The organism is uncultured Maribacter sp., from assembly GCF_963974015.1.
Classification (GTDB): domain Bacteria; phylum Bacteroidota; class Bacteroidia; order Flavobacteriales; family Flavobacteriaceae; genus Maribacter.
Genome location: NZ_CAXBBZ010000003.1, coordinates 98,008 through 115,513, shown reverse-complemented (window position 1 = coordinate 115,513; position 17,506 = coordinate 98,008). Strand labels below are relative to the sequence as shown.

17 protein-coding genes are annotated in these 17,506 nt (G+C 35.2%); 13 read left to right on the top strand and 4 right to left on the bottom strand.

What is annotated here, in order from left to right; all coding sequences use genetic code 11:
- Positions 1-47: 47 nt before the first annotated feature.
- The 6 genes from AACZ41_RS07765 (at position 48) to AACZ41_RS07740 (ending at position 3,562) form a co-directional block, all read left to right on the top strand.
- Complete coding sequence (locus AACZ41_RS07765; RefSeq protein WP_339627816.1) at positions 48-488, top strand: thioredoxin family protein; 441 nt, start codon at positions 48-50, stop codon at positions 486-488.
- A 1-nt stretch (position 489) separates the two neighbouring features.
- A complete protein-coding gene (locus AACZ41_RS07760; RefSeq protein ID WP_339627815.1) occupies positions 490-1,470 on the top strand; it encodes an FAD:protein FMN transferase in 981 nt (326 codons plus the stop codon).
- Positions 1,467-1,679 carry a DUF4266 domain-containing protein gene (locus tag AACZ41_RS07755; protein WP_339627814.1) on the top strand — a complete coding sequence of 71 codons (213 nt, stop codon included), beginning with the start codon at positions 1,467-1,469 and terminating at the stop codon, positions 1,677-1,679. Before AACZ41_RS07760 ends, AACZ41_RS07755 begins: the two co-directional genes overlap by 4 nt.
- 17 nt (positions 1,680-1,696) lie before the next feature.
- Complete coding sequence (locus AACZ41_RS07750) at positions 1,697-3,022, top strand: DUF3570 domain-containing protein (RefSeq protein WP_339627813.1); 1,326 nt, start codon at positions 1,697-1,699, stop codon at positions 3,020-3,022.
- 129 nt (positions 3,023-3,151) lie between these two features.
- Positions 3,152-3,367 (top strand): malate:quinone oxidoreductase, encoded by a 216-nt coding sequence (locus tag AACZ41_RS07745; protein WP_339627812.1) that lies wholly within the window; start codon positions 3,152-3,154, stop codon positions 3,365-3,367.
- A gap of 51 nt (positions 3,368-3,418) precedes the next feature.
- Positions 3,419-3,562, top strand: coding sequence for a hypothetical protein (locus AACZ41_RS07740; protein ID WP_339627811.1), 144 nt, complete (start codon positions 3,419-3,421; stop codon positions 3,560-3,562).
- A 94-nt stretch (positions 3,563-3,656) separates the two neighbouring features.
- Here the strand turns inward: AACZ41_RS07740 and AACZ41_RS07735 are convergent, their stop codons facing one another.
- The 3 genes from AACZ41_RS07735 to AACZ41_RS07725 all read right to left on the bottom strand — a co-directional run bounded on the left by AACZ41_RS07735 (position 3,657) and on the right by AACZ41_RS07725 (position 6,970).
- A complete protein-coding gene (locus AACZ41_RS07735) occupies positions 3,657-5,861 on the bottom strand; it encodes a molybdopterin cofactor-binding domain-containing protein (RefSeq protein WP_339627810.1) in 2,205 nt (734 codons plus the stop codon).
- 52 nt (positions 5,862-5,913) lie between these two features.
- Positions 5,914-6,378, bottom strand: coding sequence for a (2Fe-2S)-binding protein (locus AACZ41_RS07730; RefSeq protein ID WP_339627809.1), 465 nt, complete (start codon positions 6,376-6,378; stop codon positions 5,914-5,916).
- A 139-nt stretch (positions 6,379-6,517) separates the two neighbouring features.
- Positions 6,518-6,970, bottom strand: coding sequence for a PA2169 family four-helix-bundle protein (locus tag AACZ41_RS07725; protein WP_339627808.1), 453 nt, complete (start codon positions 6,968-6,970; stop codon positions 6,518-6,520).
- Positions 6,971-7,212: 242 nt separating this feature from the next.
- Between AACZ41_RS07725 and AACZ41_RS07720 the strand changes: the two genes are divergently transcribed.
- The 7 genes from AACZ41_RS07720 (at position 7,213) to AACZ41_RS07690 (ending at position 16,036) form a co-directional block, all read left to right on the top strand.
- Positions 7,213-7,356 (top strand): hypothetical protein, encoded by a 144-nt coding sequence (locus AACZ41_RS07720; RefSeq protein ID WP_339627807.1) that lies wholly within the window; start codon positions 7,213-7,215, stop codon positions 7,354-7,356.
- A gap of 155 nt (positions 7,357-7,511) precedes the next feature.
- Positions 7,512-8,738 (top strand): cell envelope biogenesis protein OmpA, encoded by a 1,227-nt coding sequence (locus AACZ41_RS07715; protein WP_339627806.1) that lies wholly within the window; start codon positions 7,512-7,514, stop codon positions 8,736-8,738.
- A gap of 67 nt (positions 8,739-8,805) precedes the next feature.
- Positions 8,806-10,494, top strand: coding sequence for a PorP/SprF family type IX secretion system membrane protein (locus AACZ41_RS07710; protein WP_339627805.1), 1,689 nt, complete (start codon positions 8,806-8,808; stop codon positions 10,492-10,494).
- A gap of 672 nt (positions 10,495-11,166) precedes the next feature.
- Positions 11,167-11,808 carry a response regulator transcription factor gene (locus tag AACZ41_RS07705; protein WP_339627804.1) on the top strand — a complete coding sequence of 214 codons (642 nt, stop codon included), beginning with the start codon at positions 11,167-11,169 and terminating at the stop codon, positions 11,806-11,808.
- A 237-nt stretch (positions 11,809-12,045) separates the two neighbouring features.
- Positions 12,046-13,533, top strand: a complete 1,488-nt coding sequence (locus AACZ41_RS07700; protein ID WP_339627803.1) for an FGGY family carbohydrate kinase — start codon at positions 12,046-12,048, stop codon at positions 13,531-13,533.
- 1 nt (position 13,534) lies between these two features.
- Entirely contained in the window at positions 13,535-14,860 is a 1,326-nt protein-coding gene (xylA, locus tag AACZ41_RS07695) for a xylose isomerase (RefSeq protein ID WP_339627976.1), read from the top strand.
- Between the two features lie 159 nt (positions 14,861-15,019).
- The gene (locus AACZ41_RS07690) at positions 15,020-16,036 is read left to right on the top strand and encodes a LacI family DNA-binding transcriptional regulator (RefSeq protein WP_339627802.1); all 1,017 of its coding nucleotides are present in this window, start codon (positions 15,020-15,022) and stop codon (positions 16,034-16,036) included.
- A 1-nt stretch (position 16,037) separates the two neighbouring features.
- Here AACZ41_RS07690 and AACZ41_RS07685 read toward each other — a convergent pair whose 3' ends face one another.
- Entirely contained in the window at positions 16,038-17,411 is a 1,374-nt protein-coding gene (locus tag AACZ41_RS07685) for a Gfo/Idh/MocA family oxidoreductase (protein ID WP_339627801.1), read from the bottom strand.
- Positions 17,412-17,506 lie beyond the last annotated feature (95 nt).

The window sequence follows — 17,506 nt, the reverse complement described above, 5'->3', positions numbered from 1 at the left end:
AAAGGTATTGGTGTAATAATTGACTTAAGTTTATTTAATAAAATGATATGAAGAGATATGTATTGTTAGTGTTGTTCATTGCGGCTGGTATTGGTTCATCCTTTGCACAAGAATGGCAAACCGATTTTAGTATTGCAAAAGAAATGGCGAAATCAAAAAGCGTACCTATTATTTTAGTTTTTCAGGGTTCAGATTGGTGTGCTCCGTGTATTAAACTAGATAGGGAAGTTTGGTCTACAGATGAATTTAAAGCGTATGCTAAAAATCATTATGTAATGTTGCAGGCAGATTTTCCTCGAAGAAAAAATAATGCATTATCTCCTGAACAAACAGATAAGAACAAAGCTTTAGCGGAAAAATATAATAGAAACGGTATTTTTCCTTTCGTGGTGGTTATGAACGGTGACGGTAAGGTTTATGGCGAAACGAGTTATAAAAAGCTAGCTCCGAAAGAATATATAAATGAAATGAATTCCTTCATAAAATAGTGTGAAGAACGTATTACTCATATTGACTATCTTTTCTGTTGGTATACTCTTTGCCCAAGAGCCTTATAAACGTACCCTAAAATTAATGGGTAGTCGTTTTGATATTACGGTCGTAGCTAAAGATCCTATTGAAGCAAATAAACACATAGATTTGGCTATCAATGAGATAACAAGAATTGAACGGTTAATATCTTCATGGGATCCAAAATCACAAACATCTGAAATTAATAGAAACGCAGGTATAAAACCCGTGAAAGTTGATGCCGAACTATTCGAACTAATACAGCGGGGAATAGGTATTTCTAAACTGACCGATGGTGCTTTTGATATCAGTTATGCCTCTATGGACAAGATTTGGAAGTTTGACGGTTCTATGACCTATATGCCTTCAATAGATTCTATTAAAGCTTCTGTGTCAAAAGTAGGATACCATAATATAATTCTGGATAAAGAAAATAATACTGTTTTTTTGAAACTGAAAGGAATGAAAATTGGATTTGGTGCTATCGGTAAAGGCTATGCAGCCGATAAAGCCAAAAACCTGTTGATATCTAAAGGAGTAGTGGCAGGTATCATAAATGCTTCTGGAGATATGAATACTTGGGGTAAACAACCCGACGGTTCTGAATGGAAGGTTGCGATTACCAACCCTATGGATAAGAATAAAGTATTTGCGCTACTACCCATAAATAATGGCGCAGTAGTTACTTCAGGTAATTACGAAAAGTATGTTACGTTCAATGATGTGAGATATACACATATCATTGACCCTCGTACTGGGTATCCTGCTACCGGTATTATCAGTGTTACCGTATTTGCTCCAAAAGCAGAATTGGCAGATGCCTTGGCAACCTCTGTTTTTGTAATGGGCATAGAAGTAGGCTTAAATCGAATTGAGCAATTACCACAGGTTGAATGTATAATTATTGACGATAAAGGACATATTACCACATCGAAGAATATAGAAATAGAGAAATCATGATGAAGAAGATTTTAATTTTTGCCTTGATATCGGCTTCTTTTAGTAGTTGTACCGTTTTGAAGGAATACGAGAAAATAAACATTAACGATCCAGATATGGTTTTGCAAGATAAAAAGGCAGACCGTAACCTAACTACAATGCATTCCTATAGGGAAGCGGCTGTAGGTGCAAATGGAGGTAAAACGGGTGGTGGCTGCGGCTGTAATTAATAAAGGGATAACTTAAAATGAAAATATTTAAATCAACAGGTTTTATTGCCTTTATCTTCTTTTTTACCGCAAGTTATGCTCAACAAAGTCAAGATTCTGTTAGTACTTATAAAAAGCGTGTATTAGAGACTACAGAGGTAGATTTTCTTACGAGTTATTATTCGCAGGATGGGGATAATGCTGCGGTAAGTGGAGGTATTGGTACGGAAGAATTAACGGATTTTACGGGAACATTTGTAGTTTCGATTCCGTTGAACGATGATGACGTTTTAACGATTGATGCGGGTGTGTCTGCATATACATCTGCGTCGTCAAGTAATGTAGACCCATTTGATGGTGGTCAGCCAGCGGACCCTTTCGTAGCTAGTTCTGGTGCATCAAGTTCAGATACTTGGGCAAATTTAACGGGTTCGTATAGCCATAGTTCTGACGATAGAAATACCATTGTTTCAGGTAAACTATCTTTTTCATCTGAATATGATTATTTCTCCCTAGGTTTTGGTGGAGGTTTAACCAAATTGTTCAATGAGAAAAATACGGAGGTAAGTGTGAATGCCAACGTGTATTTAGACAAGTGGAATTCTATATATCCGTCAGAACTTAGGCCTTTTGTCAGTGGCGCCAATGGTTTAGCTAACGGTTTCTTTTCAAATAAAACAATAACCGGAAATGCTAACTATAGCCCAATTTTCGATAAATTTTCTGATGAAACAAGAAACTCCTATTCTCTAGGATTTGGTTTTTCGCAGATATTGAGTAAAAACGTGCAAGGTTCTTTGGCCTTAGATTTTGTTCAACAACAAGGACTATTGTCAACACCGTTTCAAAGAGTATATTTTAGTGATGTAGCAGAGTCTTTTATTGAGAATTTTCAATTGGCAGATGCTATCGAACAATTACCGGATAGCCGATTTAAGGTGGCTGCCGGTGGTCGGTTAAACTGGTATATTAATGAAACATTTGTAATACGAACATTCTATCGTTATTATTATGACGATTGGGGTATCAGCTCTCATACTGCAAGTGCAGAGGTTCCTATTAAATTATCTGATAAGTTTACTATATATCCCTCCTATAGATATTATCAGCAGACAGCTGCAGATTATTTCAATGGTTATGAAGAAGCCTTATCAACAGATACATTCTACACTTCCGATTATGATTTATCCGAGTATATGGCAAATCAATTTGGAATGGGTGTTTCATATACCGATATTTTTACAAAGGCACATATCTGGAAACTAGGACTTAAAAGTATTGACTTGAAGTTTTATAAATATGATAGGGATACGACCTTTAGTTCAAGTATCATAACAGCAGGCTTTAAGTTCGTAATGGACTAAGAATTGAACATTAGAATTTAATAAAAGCAGGTCAATTGACCTGCTTTTTTATGTTTCAAAACGTTTTAAAAAAATAAAATCAATGTAGAGTAATAATTGATTTGGGGTGTTTTTTGGCATAATCTACCATTGACCAAGTATTTGATAGAACAAGTAGCTATGAGTTTTGACGATAGAATGGAATCGCTACGGACATTTATGAGAGATGCAAAAAATGAAGATTGGGAGATATTGGTTGCAGGGCAACGAGTTCAGACGATTAAAAGGAATAAATTTGAAGGCGGTTCCTTAGAGTTTGGCACTGAATTAGTAAGTAGAAAGGTGGTAGGGTCACTTGTTTGTTAGGCACTTCTCCAGGAGCTTCTACGTCGGTGAAAATTATGTTAAGACGTATTGGTGAAAGCTTTTCCTGAATTGGCCACATCTGAAATTGGGAAACAGAAACTAAATAAAATAGTATCTTTTTATAATAAAGATAGTACTGAAAAAATGTTTGAAGAGCAACTTGAGAATTCTAGAGTTACTTTAGAATTGAATTAGAGAAATACTAATTATAGTTTAAAAACATTTTCATAAAAATAAAAACGCCGGAAGATAACTTACGGCGCTTTCGTTTTACAATAGCATAAGGGCATTATCCTATTACAGATTTCTCCGTAATAAACGGTTGATTGTAATGTCTTTGTCCTGTTGCCCTGTATAGTGCATTTGCTAATGCACCTATAACAGGAGGAAGAGAAGGTTCTCCCAATCCTGTAGGGTCAATACCATTATCTACAAAAAAACTTTCTATTTCCTTAGGTGCTTCTTTATGTCGTATTAGGCGATATGTGTCAAAATTTGAATGTTGAGGTTTACCATCTTCAAAGGTCATTTCGCTATAAGTTGCATGACCAATACCATCAATGATACCGCCTTCAATTTGATTTTTTGCTGCCATAGGGTTGATTACAATACCACAATCAACAGCACACCATACCTTGTTAACTTTAGGTGGTGTTACATCTGTTGAGAGATCCAGTACTTGTGCAACATAAGAATTATGGCAATAGTATGATGAAACACCTCTAGCTGTTCCATTTTTTTGATTTCCATCCCAACCAGATTTTTCTCTTATCAATTTAAGCACACCTGCATAACGTTCTGGGTCGTAATCATTATTTTTTGGATCGCCTACGGGGTCTTTTATTGCCCTGTCAAACAATTCAAGTCTAAATTCTATAGCATCTTTACCTGCTGCTTCTGCAACTTCATCTAAAAAGGCTTGTTCGGCACCCGCTATAAAGTTAGATCGCGGTGCACGCCATGCGCCAGTTGTAACATTCGTTTCTAAAGTGAATTTTTCCGCCAAATAATTATCTACGGCACCAGCAGGGAATCTATTTTCAAAAATTAAATCATCGTTTGAACCGGCACCTTTAACATGCCAAGCGATTAAATTACCGTCTTTGTCTAAACCGGCCTTGTATTTAACTTTATAGGTAGGCCTATAGGTGCCTTGCGTCATATCATCTTCACGAGTGTACACTAACTTTATTGGGGTTTGCATTTTTTGTGAGATAACAGCCGCCTCTACACCAAATGTGCCATATAATCTTCTACCAAAACCACCGCCCATTCGGGTCATTTTAATATCAATTTTCTCCAAGGGCAAATCTAATCTAGATGCAAGGGTTTTTTCTAGAAACTCAGGAGTTTGAATGGGACCGTTCAAAATAGCTCTTTCACCAGTCACGTCGGCGTAAAAGTTCATTGGTTCCATAGTATTATGGGCTAAAAATGGAGCGCTGTATGTGCGCTCTATTATTTGAGCAGCCTTTTTAAAAGCACTGGCTACATTACCATCTTTACGAGCTGGTTCTTTGGAAGTAGTATTTAGTAATTTTGTTATAGCCTCATAATGACCTGCTGTACTTTCTAAGGTAGAAGTTTTTTCCCATTCAACGTTCAATGCTTTTTTAGCCTGCATGCATTGCCAAGTAGTCTCCCCTACGATAGCTACTAATTTATCTATAGCACCACCATCTGACCATTGTCTTTCAATACCTTCAGGGTACACCTCAATAGGAAACACATCTTTTATGCCAGGCATTGATTTAACAGATTCAGCATCCATTGACTTATAAGTCAAACCAAAAGCAGGCGGATGAATTATCATGGCAATCAACATACCTTCCTCTTGAAGATCAATTCCGAATAAAGGTTTTCCGGTAACCAAATTTGGTCCGTCTACATTTCTTCTATCCGTACCTATGATTACAAAATCTTTAATATCTTTCATGGATACTTCTTCAGGTACTGTCATGGTAGCTGCCGAAGATGCCATTTCACCATAACCGGCAGATTTATTGGAAGCCTTATGGGTTATGATACCAGCAGCCGTTGTTATTTCTGATGCAGGAACTTGCCATGCCTCTGCAGCAGCGGCAATCAACATATGACGAGCAGTTGCCCCAGCCATACGTAAACCTTGCCAACCGGCACGAATAGATTGGCTGCCACCAGCGAGTTGTCTTTGAAAAATATCAGTATTTAACGGGGCTTGCTCTACTATTACATTATCCCAATCTGTATCTAATTCCTCTGCCACGATCATGGGCATAGATGTTTTGACATTCTGGCCAATTTCTGGATTTGGTGACATGATAGTTACCATGCCATTATCACCAATTTTAAGGAAGCCATTAATATCAAACCATTCTTTAGGCATATTATTTACTTGTTCCGGGGTTGGATTACAAGATGCAAGCCAACTAAAACCTATTACCATGCCACCACCCGCAAGGGCGGAGCTTTTAATAAAGGAACGTCTATTATATGTTGTTTTTATGAGTGTCATCTGTTTGTTTTTTAATAAAGTTTAAAATCCACAAAATTGTGGGCCACTTGTTTTACGCATTTGAAGTATTAGCAGCGTTTTTAATCGCTTTCTTAATCCGCGTATATGTGCCACAACGACAGATATTACCGTTCATAGCATCCTCAATTTCCGCATCTGAAGGATTAGGATTTCTCTTTAAAAATGCGCTTGCATTCATTATTTGCCCCGCTTGGCAATAACCACACTGGTATACATCTTCTTCTATCCAAGCTTTTTGAACTGGATGGTCTCCGTTTTCAGATAAACCTTCAATTGTGGTTATTGATTGTTCGCCTACTGCAGATACTGGCAATTGACAAGACCGAACTGCATTGTCGCCTAGATGTACGGTACAAGCACCGCATTGTGCAATGCCGCAACCAAACTTTGTTCCTACTAATTTTAAATGGTCCCTTAGTACCCAAAGCATAGGTGTAGTTGGATCTACGTCTATCTGCTCTGTTTTTCCATTAACTTTTAAACTGAAATTCGCCATTAGTTCTTGTTATTTAATTGAGTCCCTTGAAATTAAGTAAAATTTTATACTTATTAAGTGAGTTTTTCATAAAGTTTTATAAACTAAGCGAATTAAAAAGCCCTTGCGTCGCAAGGGCTTTTTAATCCATAAGGTAATACTATTTATAATCCTCTAAGATTTCAGTTGTTTGTAAATCATTGTGCAGTTTCTCACGTTGGGCTCTAATAATTTCTTTTAATCTCGGTGGCATCATTGTTTCTGTTAAGGCTTTGTCATAATCTTCAATGGCAGATTTATCTCCTCTTACAGCTTCCTCTAACATTGCCTCGTCATTATCTCCTGCAAAAAATGCTTTTACATCCATCCATTTTCTATGTATGGCACCAGCAGCACTTCCATCTATAGCAACACTACCCAAATCTAAATCTGGTACAGCAGATCTAAGTTCTCTTAAAAATTGCATTCTTTCAATGACTTTCTTTTCAAAATAACTCTTAATACCTATTTGTTCAGAATTTTTTGAAGCTTTTTCAAAACCTTTGATAGCATCTTCATTTTTACTTACTAAATCTTTTAGTCTGTGTTCTATTTTCTCTATATCCTTGTTCATAATATTAAATTTTATATAGACACTTATGTCTACGGTTAAATAATAGTGATAGCTCTAAGTTAAGTTTATTTCATAAGTATGATTGACTATAATGAGTAGGACTTTTGCTGTATTGGTGTTATTTTGATATAAGTTATTACGCTTAATGATTATCTAGGTTTTGGTTTACGTTTTCATCGGATTGAGTTAGACTTACAAGTGGTTAACTAGTATTTTGATATAAATTTAAAAACTAAAATATTATGGGATTATCACCTCTATTTGGTGTAGCGAAGCTGCTTGTTCGAAGTCGAAAATTGAAAATGGCTGCAGTTGGTTTGCAACTTGCATATTTAGGATATACTTATATTTCTGATAAAAGAAAAAATAAGCAGGTAGCTAAATAAGCTATCTGGGTTTTTTATAAACTGGTTTTCAGTTATTTAGGTATTATTTTCAATAAGTTAGTTTACACATTAATGTAAAACCTATGAATTTTTATTAATAACAGATCGAATCGGTTGTTAGATCTTTGTGGTATTAATCCCCAAAATCTAGTAACATGAACAATTCATTAAAATGCATCCTTTTGTTTGCCTGTATGGCGACCATGGGTTACGGCCAAGATTTGGCCTTCAATCATTCCTCTACTAATTTTCAAGAGCGGAAAATTACCGAAGTATCAAAACGGGCAGAAAATTACAAGAAGTTAAAATCTCTTGGGTATGCCGATAAAGAGATTTTCGAAGACTTAGGTAATGCAAATTTTTTAACTAAGAAGTATGAAAATGCATTGTACTGGTATGGTAAATTAATGGAAATTTCAGAAGATGGGTCTTTATCTAAGAGTTATCAAAAGAGATTTGACCATGCCGTAACCAAACTGGGTAAGCAAGTTCAAAACGAAATTGCAGATGAAAACTGGACCGAGTTGGTCAAGGACGACTATAAAATGACGCAAACGGTTATACCTACTCGTATTACGTCGAACAATAGAAGTAAATTTTTGCCTTGGGATAATGAGGAAGCTAGCGAAGAATTAGCTTCAAATCTTAAAAGTCCGTCCAATACAACGGGTGAATATTCTCAGCCAGTAGCACTTACAAATGGAGGTAATACTGCATATTTCAGTAAAACTACGTACCGTAAACCTGTAACAGGTATTTTTTCGAAAAGAAAAGTAGTACATAAAATTTATAAGGCGGATAAGGTGGCCGGCGAATGGAAGAAAATTACTGAGCTACCTATTTGCCCAGGTGATTACTCGGCAAAACACCCGGCAGTTTCACCAGATGGTAGCCGACTGTTCTTTGCTTCAAACATGCCCGGTACATTTGGTGAATACGATATATATGTCGCCACAATTCAAAAAAATGGATCATTGGGTACGGCTAAGAATCTTGGTGAAAAAGTAAATACAGCCAAGAATGACATACATCCAAACCCTGTAGCCAATGGTACACTTGTTTTTGCTTCCGAAGGTAGAGAAGGTTTTGGTGGTCTAGACGTATTTATGGTAGAAGTAGGGCAGAGAAAAGTTGGCCTTGCTGTAAATATGGGAAATACGATTAATAGTTCTTATGATGAATATTCAGTAAACCTTTTACAAAGTAATGGGTCTGGCTATGTAGTATCTAATAGAATGGCTAAAGGTAAGAGTACACAAAATGTGGCTTTTAATTTAAATGATAAGCCTATAAATGAGAAAGTTAGGGATGACCGCTTTTTAGAAGCTTTCAATAGTGAAAGACAAACGCAGTATTCTAGTTCTGTTTTTGAAGATGAATAACCACCCAATATTCATTTCCCCCATTAAATAAAAGACAAACATTCACTAATCATAAAATTCAATCGTTATGGAAAGTCCGTTAAAAATCAATAGTTTAATTATTGCATTACTTTTATTGGCCCTTGTCCAAACAATTAATGGTCAAGAAACCAACACTAATTTAGGTTCTAGTAGTACCTACCATAATCAATTATTCTTCAATCGTTTTTTCATTAATCCTACTTTTTCTTTGGTGCGCGAAAACAAATCGTATTTGAACATATTACATAGAAATCAATACGCTACGTTCGATGACAATAGTCAAAACTACTTTTTAGGTTTTAGTAATAAATTAAATGACCATACAGCTGTTGGTATAGGAGTTTATAGCCAATGGTCTGGTGTTGTGCAAGAATTTGGATTTAATGCCAATTATGCTTCTTCGGTACGTTTAGGTGCAAAATCTGTTTTAACCTTTGGTACTAACATTACCTATTTCAATCAAGGTTTAGATAAAAATAGAATTGTAACGAGTGAAGTAGACCCAGAAATTGCAGATGCTAGAAAAGAAAGTAAAATTGCGGTACAACCAGGTATTAATCTTTCTTTAGGGAAATTTGATTTTGGTTTTTACGCTGAAGACCTTTTAAAATATAACCAAACGACAAATGAATTTTTAACCGATTTATCTACAAAAAGCGTGAAAGCATCCATGCAGTATACGCATTCGTTCGAAAATTCTAGAGGTCTTTTTGAAGATGCCCGATTAATGCCAATGGCACAAGTGGGTCAAAATTTAGATGGTAGCTTGTACTATTTTGGTTCTTTATTATTAGATATGCCAAACTACGGATGGCTACAAACAACCGTAGATGAAGAGTACGGAGTAGCAGCCGGTATAGGCTTTAACTTAAGTGAAAAAATGTCTTTGGGTTATTTAATGGAAAAAGATTTGTCTAGCGATGAGGCTAACTTAGGATGGAACCACGAAATAACTTTGGCATATAAATTTAAAGATGATGATTTAAACATTACAGTTGCAGACAATTCATCGGATAATCAAATAGACAATATTGTAAGAAACTATGAGGAACAAATAGCTCATTTGATAGAAGAACGTGATAATGCGAGAAAATCTAATCAAAAAAGAAAACATATTGATGTAGCTGATAATAATTTGGCTTACGAGAACAAAATTATTTTAGACGAATTAATTCTTCGTCAAGACTCCATAGAAAGTGAGAGAATTGCTGCTTTTGAAGAACGTTTCGAGCTTATAGTTAGAATGTTGCGTAACGATATTGATACCACGATAAAAAGTTCATTACAAGATTTTAGTGTAGAAGAGAACTCATCATATGTATCTAATGATATAAAATTTGAAACAGAACCAGGAAATGCTTTTGCATCTTCCGTATCTTCTTCCAGAAGAGATAATTTTAAAGAATTACCGGTTAAAATGCTAGTGGATTCTGATGTTATAGATATGAATTCTGGTTATTATGTAATAGCTAATGTATATAGCAACACAAAATATTTAAATGCCTTTATGAAAGACCTTAAGGAAAAAGGGTTGGATCCAAAGCAATTCTACAATAAAGAAAATGGTTTGTATTATGTGTATTTAGCAGATTACGATTATAAAAATGATGCACAAATGGCTGCAAGTAACAATTTAAATGGAAAATACAATCAAGAGAAATGGATTATGCAAGTAAATGAAACTACGGCTACTGCATCGAATACTTTTGAGGATGATGATATAAGTAGAGAATAGTGGTAAGATTGAACCATTATTTTCTGCGATTTTATGGTTGATTTGAATTGTCAATAAAGGAGGGGCGTTATCCGGGGGGATGACTGGGTTCCCTCCTTTTTTTTATTTTTTCAAGAAGGTAGTTCTCGGTTTAACATAAGGTTAACAATCGATGAACTACCTTTTTATTTGGCAAAAAACTGTATTTGAACGAAAAATCTGATGTTTTTGACGGGTATATGGCATTAATATATATATTTCTCGAACCAAATATATTGTAAGTGAATGTTTAACCCTAAATCCCCCCACTATTATGACAAAATTTTACCTACTAAATTTTTGTATCAATTTTAATCTCACTTCTAATGAGATTACTAATTGTTTAACAACACGAAATTTCTTAATTCCAAAGTATAGAGATCTTTTCGGTATTCTAAATTTAAATCACTAACGACTATCCCTATTTGATTTAAAAATCATAACTGAACAAGGACAAAGAATAATCTAAATACATCGATTAATCTTCGAAGTACCCCCATTTGGTATGCTTTAATGAACCGATAGTTTACTATAGGCTCATAAATACTGTCCTATTGTTTAGTTGTTCAAGAGCCAAAAGGTTTTTGAAAATACTCAAAACTAACATTTGATATTCTTCCGTTTTGGAAAGGGTATCGCTAAACTTTGGAAATTATGAAAAATTCTATCATTCGAATTATCGTATTGGAAAGTGATAAATCATTACATACTGTTTATAAAAATCACTTTGACGAAATAGCAGATTATGAATTAGTTGGCAGTTACACTTCTGCTAATGAGGCTTTAAAAGATTTTAGTTTTACAAGACCACACATTGTTTTATCTGAAATAGCGCTAAATGGAACTAGTGGTATTGATGCTATTAAACTGTTCAGAAAAAAGGAATGGGGCATTAAAATTATAATGTTCAGTGAAATAAATGATTTCGATGTTATTAAAAATGCTTTTAAAAAAGGTGCGAATGGTTATTTGACCAAGCCTTTAACTTTAGATAAATTAGAGCATGCTTTACGCAGTATGGAAAAAGAAGGTGCTGCAATGAGTAATGATATTGTAAAAAAAATCATTCATAATTTTCACAAGAAAACCTTTGCATTTTTCTCTGAAAGAGAAAATCAGATTGTAGATTATTTATGCCAAGGTGCCACTTATAAGATGATTGCACAAAAGCTTTTCGTAACCACAAGTGCCGTAAATTTTCATATTCAAAATATCTATTTAAAACTAGATGTGAATTCGAAATCTGAAGCACTTTCTAAACTTGAACAGCTGCAAGATCAACTTGAAGAATATTAAACAAGGCATTTGAAAATATGGAAGTAAATGGTATTACGAAAACCTTTTCGAAAATAATTGACAATATATTTATTATTTAAGTGATTGATTTTAAGTTATTTAAATTCAAAATTTCAATGGATTATTTTTGTTAGTATACTGGTTACTATAAATTTTCGTTGATGATTTTAGGATTAGGGCACATAGTAGTTATTTTTGGTTTAACTTATTACAGCTATAAATCAATTCATACTATTTATGTACCATTTAGGATTAGACATAGGAAGTTCATCTATAAAAATTGCCCTGGTGAACGCTTCAACAGGAAAGAGTGTAGGAGTGGTAACAGAGCCAGAGACAGAAATGACTATGGAAGCTGTGAAAAATGGCTGGGCAGAACAAAGTCCTGAAGATTGGTGGCGTTATGTGTGTAGCGGTATCAAAAGACTAAGTTCAGAGTATTCTATAAAAACTACCGATATTTCGGGTATTGGAATTTCATATCAAATGCATGGTTTAGTGCTAATCGATAAAGAAGGTAATGCACTGAGAAAGTCAATAATTTGGTGCGATAGTAGAGCTGTTTCTATCGGTCAAAATGCATACGATGAAATAGGTGCGGAACTTTGTGATACACATTTACTGAACTCTCCAGCAAATTTCACTGCCTCTAAATTAAAATGGGTAAAAGAGAACGAACCCGAAATCTATGCCCAGATATATAAAATGATGCTGCCTGGCGATTATGTTGCTTATAAATTATCAGGTGTTGTGAATACAACTGTATCCGGACTTTCAGAAGGTATATTATGGGATTTTAAGAAGGATGAAATCGCAGACATTTTATTAGAATACTACAGCTTGGAAAAAAGTATGATTCCAGACATAGTCGATACATTCTCAATACAATCTAACGTAGATGAAAAAGGAGCAGGGGAGAGCGGGCTTAAAATTGGAACACCTATTTTGTATAGAGCTGGGGATCAACCCAATAATGCCTTAACGTTAAACGTATTTAATCCGGGTGAAGTTGCCGCCACAGGTGGTACCTCAGGTGTAGTCTATGCTGTAACCGATAATCTATCGGTGAAAGAAAGCTCTCGCGTTAACAACTTTGCACATGTAAATTATACGCCCGGTAAACCTACAAGAATAGGTAAATTGTTATGTATAAATGGGGCAGGTATTCAGTATAGATGGTTATTGAATAATCTTGATGTTGACTCATATGATGAAATGAACACCTTGGCAAACGAAGTGCCAATTGGTTCAGATGGCATTGCACTTATTCCATTTGGTAATGGGGCAGAAAGAATGCTTAAAAATAAGGAGGTTGGTACACGTATAGTGAACCTTAACTTGAATAATCATGGTAAAGGCCATTTGTGTAGGGCAGCATTGGAAGGTATCGCTTTCTCATTTGTTTATGGCATGGAAATCATGGAGTCAGATGGAATAAAAGTCAATGTAATGAGAGCAGGTAACGACAATCTTTTTCGTTCTGAAATTTTCTCAACGACTGTTTCTACGTTAATAGGCTACGATATAGAAATTTACAATACCACAGGTGCTATTGGTGCAGCAAGAGCAGCAAATTTACATAAAGGTGATTTTGAGGCATTTGGAAAAACAATATTAGATAATGATTATATAATGACCTTTAGTCCGCAAGAAGATAAAAAAGCATACCAAGAAGCTTATACCACTTGGAAAAAAGAATTGGAATTAATCTTAAACAACAAATAAAATCAACATAATGGCAAACAAGGAATATTTTAAAGGGATAGATAAAATTAAATTTGAAGGTAAGGAATCTGATAATCCTATGGCCTTTAAATATTATAATCCTGATCAGGTTGTGGCAGGTAAGACCATGAGAGATCATTTTAAATTTTCAACAGCATATTGGCATACCTTCTGTGGGCAAGGTTCTGATCCGTTCGGTCCTGGTACACAAAATTTTGAGTGGGATAAATCTTCAGATGCAATACAGGCAGCTAAAGATAAGGCAGATGCGGCTTTTGAATTTTTTGATAAAATAGGATTTGATTATTTCTGCTTTCATGATTTTGATTTAATTCAAGAAGGCTCAACGTTTGCAGAATCTGAAAAGAGACTATCTATAATAACCGATTATATAAAAGAGAAGCAAAAAGTATCCGGAAAGAAATTACTTTGGGGTACTGCCAACTGTTTTTCTAACCCAAGATATATGAACGGTGCGGCTACCAATCCAGATTTTAATGTATTGGCAAGAGCAGGTGGTCAAATAAAATTAGCTTTAGATGCGACTATCGCTTTAGGCGGTGAAAATTATGTATTCTGGGGTGGTAGAGAAGGCTATATGTCCCTTTTGAATACTGACTTAGGGCGAGAATTGGACCACATGGGTCAATTTTTGACAATGGCAAGAGATTATGCTCGTAGCCAAGGTTTTAAAGGTAATTTCTTTATTGAACCAAAACCTATGGAACCAATGAAGCATCAGTACGATTTCGATTGTGCAACCGCAATTGGCTTCCTTAAAGAATACGGTTTAGAGAATGATTTTAAAATGAATATTGAGGTGAATCACGCTACTTTGGCACAGCACACTTTTCAACATGAAATAGCTGTTGCAGCGAAAGCAGGTATGTTGGGTAGTATGGATGCTAACAGAGGCGATTATCAAAATGGATGGGATACAGATCAGTTCCCGAACAACATTCAAGAAACAACCGAAGCTATGTTGGTATTTTTAGCAGCTGGCGGATTGCAAGGTGGTGGTGTTAATTTTGATGCTAAAATTAGAAGAAACAGCACAGACTTAGATGATGTATTTCATGCGCATATTGGTGGGGCAGATACATTCGCAAGAGCATTGATTACTGCAGATAAGATAATAGCATCTTCATCGTATAACAAGTTACGTGAAAAAAGATATAGCTCTTTCGACGCAGGTAAAGGAAAAGATTTTGAAAATGGTAAATTAGATTTAAAAGATCTTTACATTATCGCAAAAGAGAATGGTGAATTAGAATTACAGAGTGGTAAACAAGAGTTGTTCGAGAATATCATCAATCAATACATATAATTGATTAAGCTCTAACTGTATCAGTAAAATACATTAGTAGTTTTATTATCAAAAATGATAAAGTAATCTGTCCCTTGGTTTTCCATTAGGGACAGTTTGCTTTAATTTGAATACAAGGTAGAAATAGGTATATACCTATTTCCTTTTAAGAAATGATATATGAAAAAAGTAACCTTAAAAGATATTGCCGGGCATTTTAATGTTTCTATTTCTACGGTTTCAAAAGCTGTTAATGACAGTCATGAAATAAGTTCTCAATTAAAATTAAAGATTCAAGAATACGCGAAAGAAAAGCATTATAAGCCTAATAGGCTTGCGCTTAATTTATTGAATAGAAGCACTAATACTATTGGTGTGGTCGTACCTAATATTTTAAATTACTTTTTTGTTCAGGTCTTGTATGGTATTGAAAAAGTGGCCAATGAGAATGGGTATAATATCATCAGTTGTATTAGTGATGAATCTAGCTCAAAGGAAAGTAAGACCTTAGAATTTTTTGATTCGGGAACCGTAGACGGACTTATTATTTCATTGGCGGAAGAAACCCAGAATGATAACAAACATGAAGCACTGAAAGATATCATTAACAATGATATACCAGTAGTGCTTTTCGATAGGGTTACAGATTCCTTAGAATGTGATAAAGTGGTAGTTGATGATTTTGAAGCAGGATATAAAACTACGAAGTACTTAATTAATATTGGCTGTAGTAATATAGCTGTAGTCAATCCTACAGGTAGCTCCAGTGTTGGTAAATTAAGGCTCTTGGGATATAAAAAGGCACTTGAAGAATTCGAAATACCCTTTGATGCTAAATTAATTATCAACCTTTCGCCAAAAGACGATTTAGACATGTTAATGTCGTTTTTGCTCAATTATAAAATAATAGGAGGTATAATAGGTTTAGACGAAATAACAGCTGTAAAAGTACTTGAAGTTGTAAAGGCTAGAGGGTATAATGTACCTAATGATATATCTATCATCGGGTTTACGAATGGGCAATTGTCTAAATATGTAACTCCGTCATTAACCATGGTTAGTCAGCATGGGAAATACATAGGTGAGCTTACCGCTAAACTATTGATTAATAGAATAAAAACTCCTGGTCTGCCTTATGAAACCAAAACGGTAAAGACCAGCCTATTGGTTAGGGATTCTACAAAAAAGCTCCAGTAAGTTAAACCGTATCAGGGTGTGGATGTTCCCAATTACCGCGATAGGATCTTTGTAATAACGTAGTTGCTTCTGGGTCGTTTAAGACTGTTCTGCTTTTTGGGTCATATACCAATGGTCTTTTTAAATCCATAGATAGATTAGCCAAAATACAACTGGCTGTTGAAATATGTCCTTCTTCAATATCAGCAATAGGTTTGGTGCCGTTTTCGATCGCGTTCAAAAAATCGATCATATGGCCGCGAGTTGCGGGTGCTGCGTGTAATTCTATATCCTTTTCAGTTAAATCTTCGGGATATTTCTCGCGCTCATATAGTACATCAAAGCGAATTGGTTCACCACCGTCAAGAGGTATAAACTCTGCCTTCATCACATCTCCTTTTAAAACACCGTTGGCCCCATAAATTTTAAACGACCAAGGGTAATCAGGGTCGGCTGGGTTACCCCACGTTCTATGTTGCCAATTACAGTTAAGGTCATCATATTCAAATACAGCCGACTGAGTATCGGATATATTCGATTTTCCATCTTTCTGTACAAAAATGCCTCCTTCAGAACTAATTCGTTTTGGCCAGCCTAAATCTAGCATCCAACGAACGGTATCTAGCATATGAACACACATATCACCTGTTATTCCGTTTCCATACTCTCTAAAAGTTCGCCACCATCTTCGGTGTGGTATTCCATCATAAGGTCGAAAGGGGGCTGGGCCTGTCCACATTTCATAATCCAAAAAATCAGGGACTTCTTGTAAAGGAGGATTTCCATTTGCACGCATATGATAATAGCAAGCCATATCTACATGACCTATTGTACCTAGTAAACCGGTATCTATAATTTGTTTTTTTACATCAATCAAATGTGGTGTGCTTTTGCGTTGGGTGCCTACTTGAACAGTTCTATTATATTTACGCGCTGCAGCGACCATAGCCTCTCCTTCAATGACATCAATACTTATGGGTTTTTGCACATAAACGTGTGCTCCAGATTTTAGAGCTGCAATACATGTTAAAGCGTGCCAGTGGTCAGGAGTTCCAATTAGAACAATATCTAAATTATCATTTTTCAACATTTCTCTGTAATCAGAAAACAATTTCGGTTTCTTGCCATTTTTTTGACGTTTTGAAACCAAAATAGCTGTTTCGTTCAAGAAATTTGTATCTACATCACAAAGCGAAACAACTTCCACATTAGCTACCTGAATCAATCGCATTAAATCACTTGTACCATACCATCCAGTACCTATAAGTCCGACTTTTTTAGGTTTTTCATTTTCGAAAAATTCAAAACCATAAGAGCTTATTGATGTTAGTAATAATGATGCTGATGCAGCTTTAATGAAATTCCGTCTTTTAATAGGTTCAGAGAAATTTGACATGGTGTTGGTTGTTAGTTTATAATGTATTTCAATATTAGAAGAGTTAAGATAAGTAATCATTTAAAATTAATAGTAAATGTTTGTGAAATTGTCAA

Bases quoted from the DNA above. Each gene is read 5' to 3' on its own strand.
- AACZ41_RS07765 (WP_339627816.1), top strand. From the start codon at position 48: ATGAAGAGATATGTATTGTTAGTGTTGTTCATTGCGGCTGGTATTGGT.
- AACZ41_RS07755 (WP_339627814.1), top strand. From the start codon at position 1,467: ATGATGAAGAAGATTTTAATTTTTGCCTTGATATCGGCTTCTTTTAGT.
- AACZ41_RS07750 (WP_339627813.1), top strand. From the start codon at position 1,697: ATGAAAATATTTAAATCAACAGGTTTTATTGCCTTTATCTTCTTTTTT.
- AACZ41_RS07735 (WP_339627810.1), bottom strand. From the start codon at position 5,861: ATGACACTCATAAAAACAACATATAATAGACGTTCCTTTATTAAAAGC.
- AACZ41_RS07730 (WP_339627809.1), bottom strand. From the start codon at position 6,378: ATGGCGAATTTCAGTTTAAAAGTTAATGGAAAAACAGAGCAGATAGAC.
- AACZ41_RS07725 (WP_339627808.1), bottom strand. From the start codon at position 6,970: ATGAACAAGGATATAGAGAAAATAGAACACAGACTAAAAGATTTAGTA.
- AACZ41_RS07720 (WP_339627807.1), top strand. From the start codon at position 7,213: ATGGGATTATCACCTCTATTTGGTGTAGCGAAGCTGCTTGTTCGAAGT.
- AACZ41_RS07715 (WP_339627806.1), top strand. From the start codon at position 7,512: ATGAACAATTCATTAAAATGCATCCTTTTGTTTGCCTGTATGGCGACC.
- AACZ41_RS07710 (WP_339627805.1), top strand. From the start codon at position 8,806: ATGGAAAGTCCGTTAAAAATCAATAGTTTAATTATTGCATTACTTTTA.
- AACZ41_RS07705 (WP_339627804.1), top strand. From the start codon at position 11,167: ATGAAAAATTCTATCATTCGAATTATCGTATTGGAAAGTGATAAATCA.
- AACZ41_RS07700 (WP_339627803.1), top strand. From the start codon at position 12,046: ATGTACCATTTAGGATTAGACATAGGAAGTTCATCTATAAAAATTGCC.
- AACZ41_RS07690 (WP_339627802.1), top strand. From the start codon at position 15,020: ATGAAAAAAGTAACCTTAAAAGATATTGCCGGGCATTTTAATGTTTCT.
- AACZ41_RS07685 (WP_339627801.1), bottom strand. From the start codon at position 17,411: ATGTCAAATTTCTCTGAACCTATTAAAAGACGGAATTTCATTAAAGCT.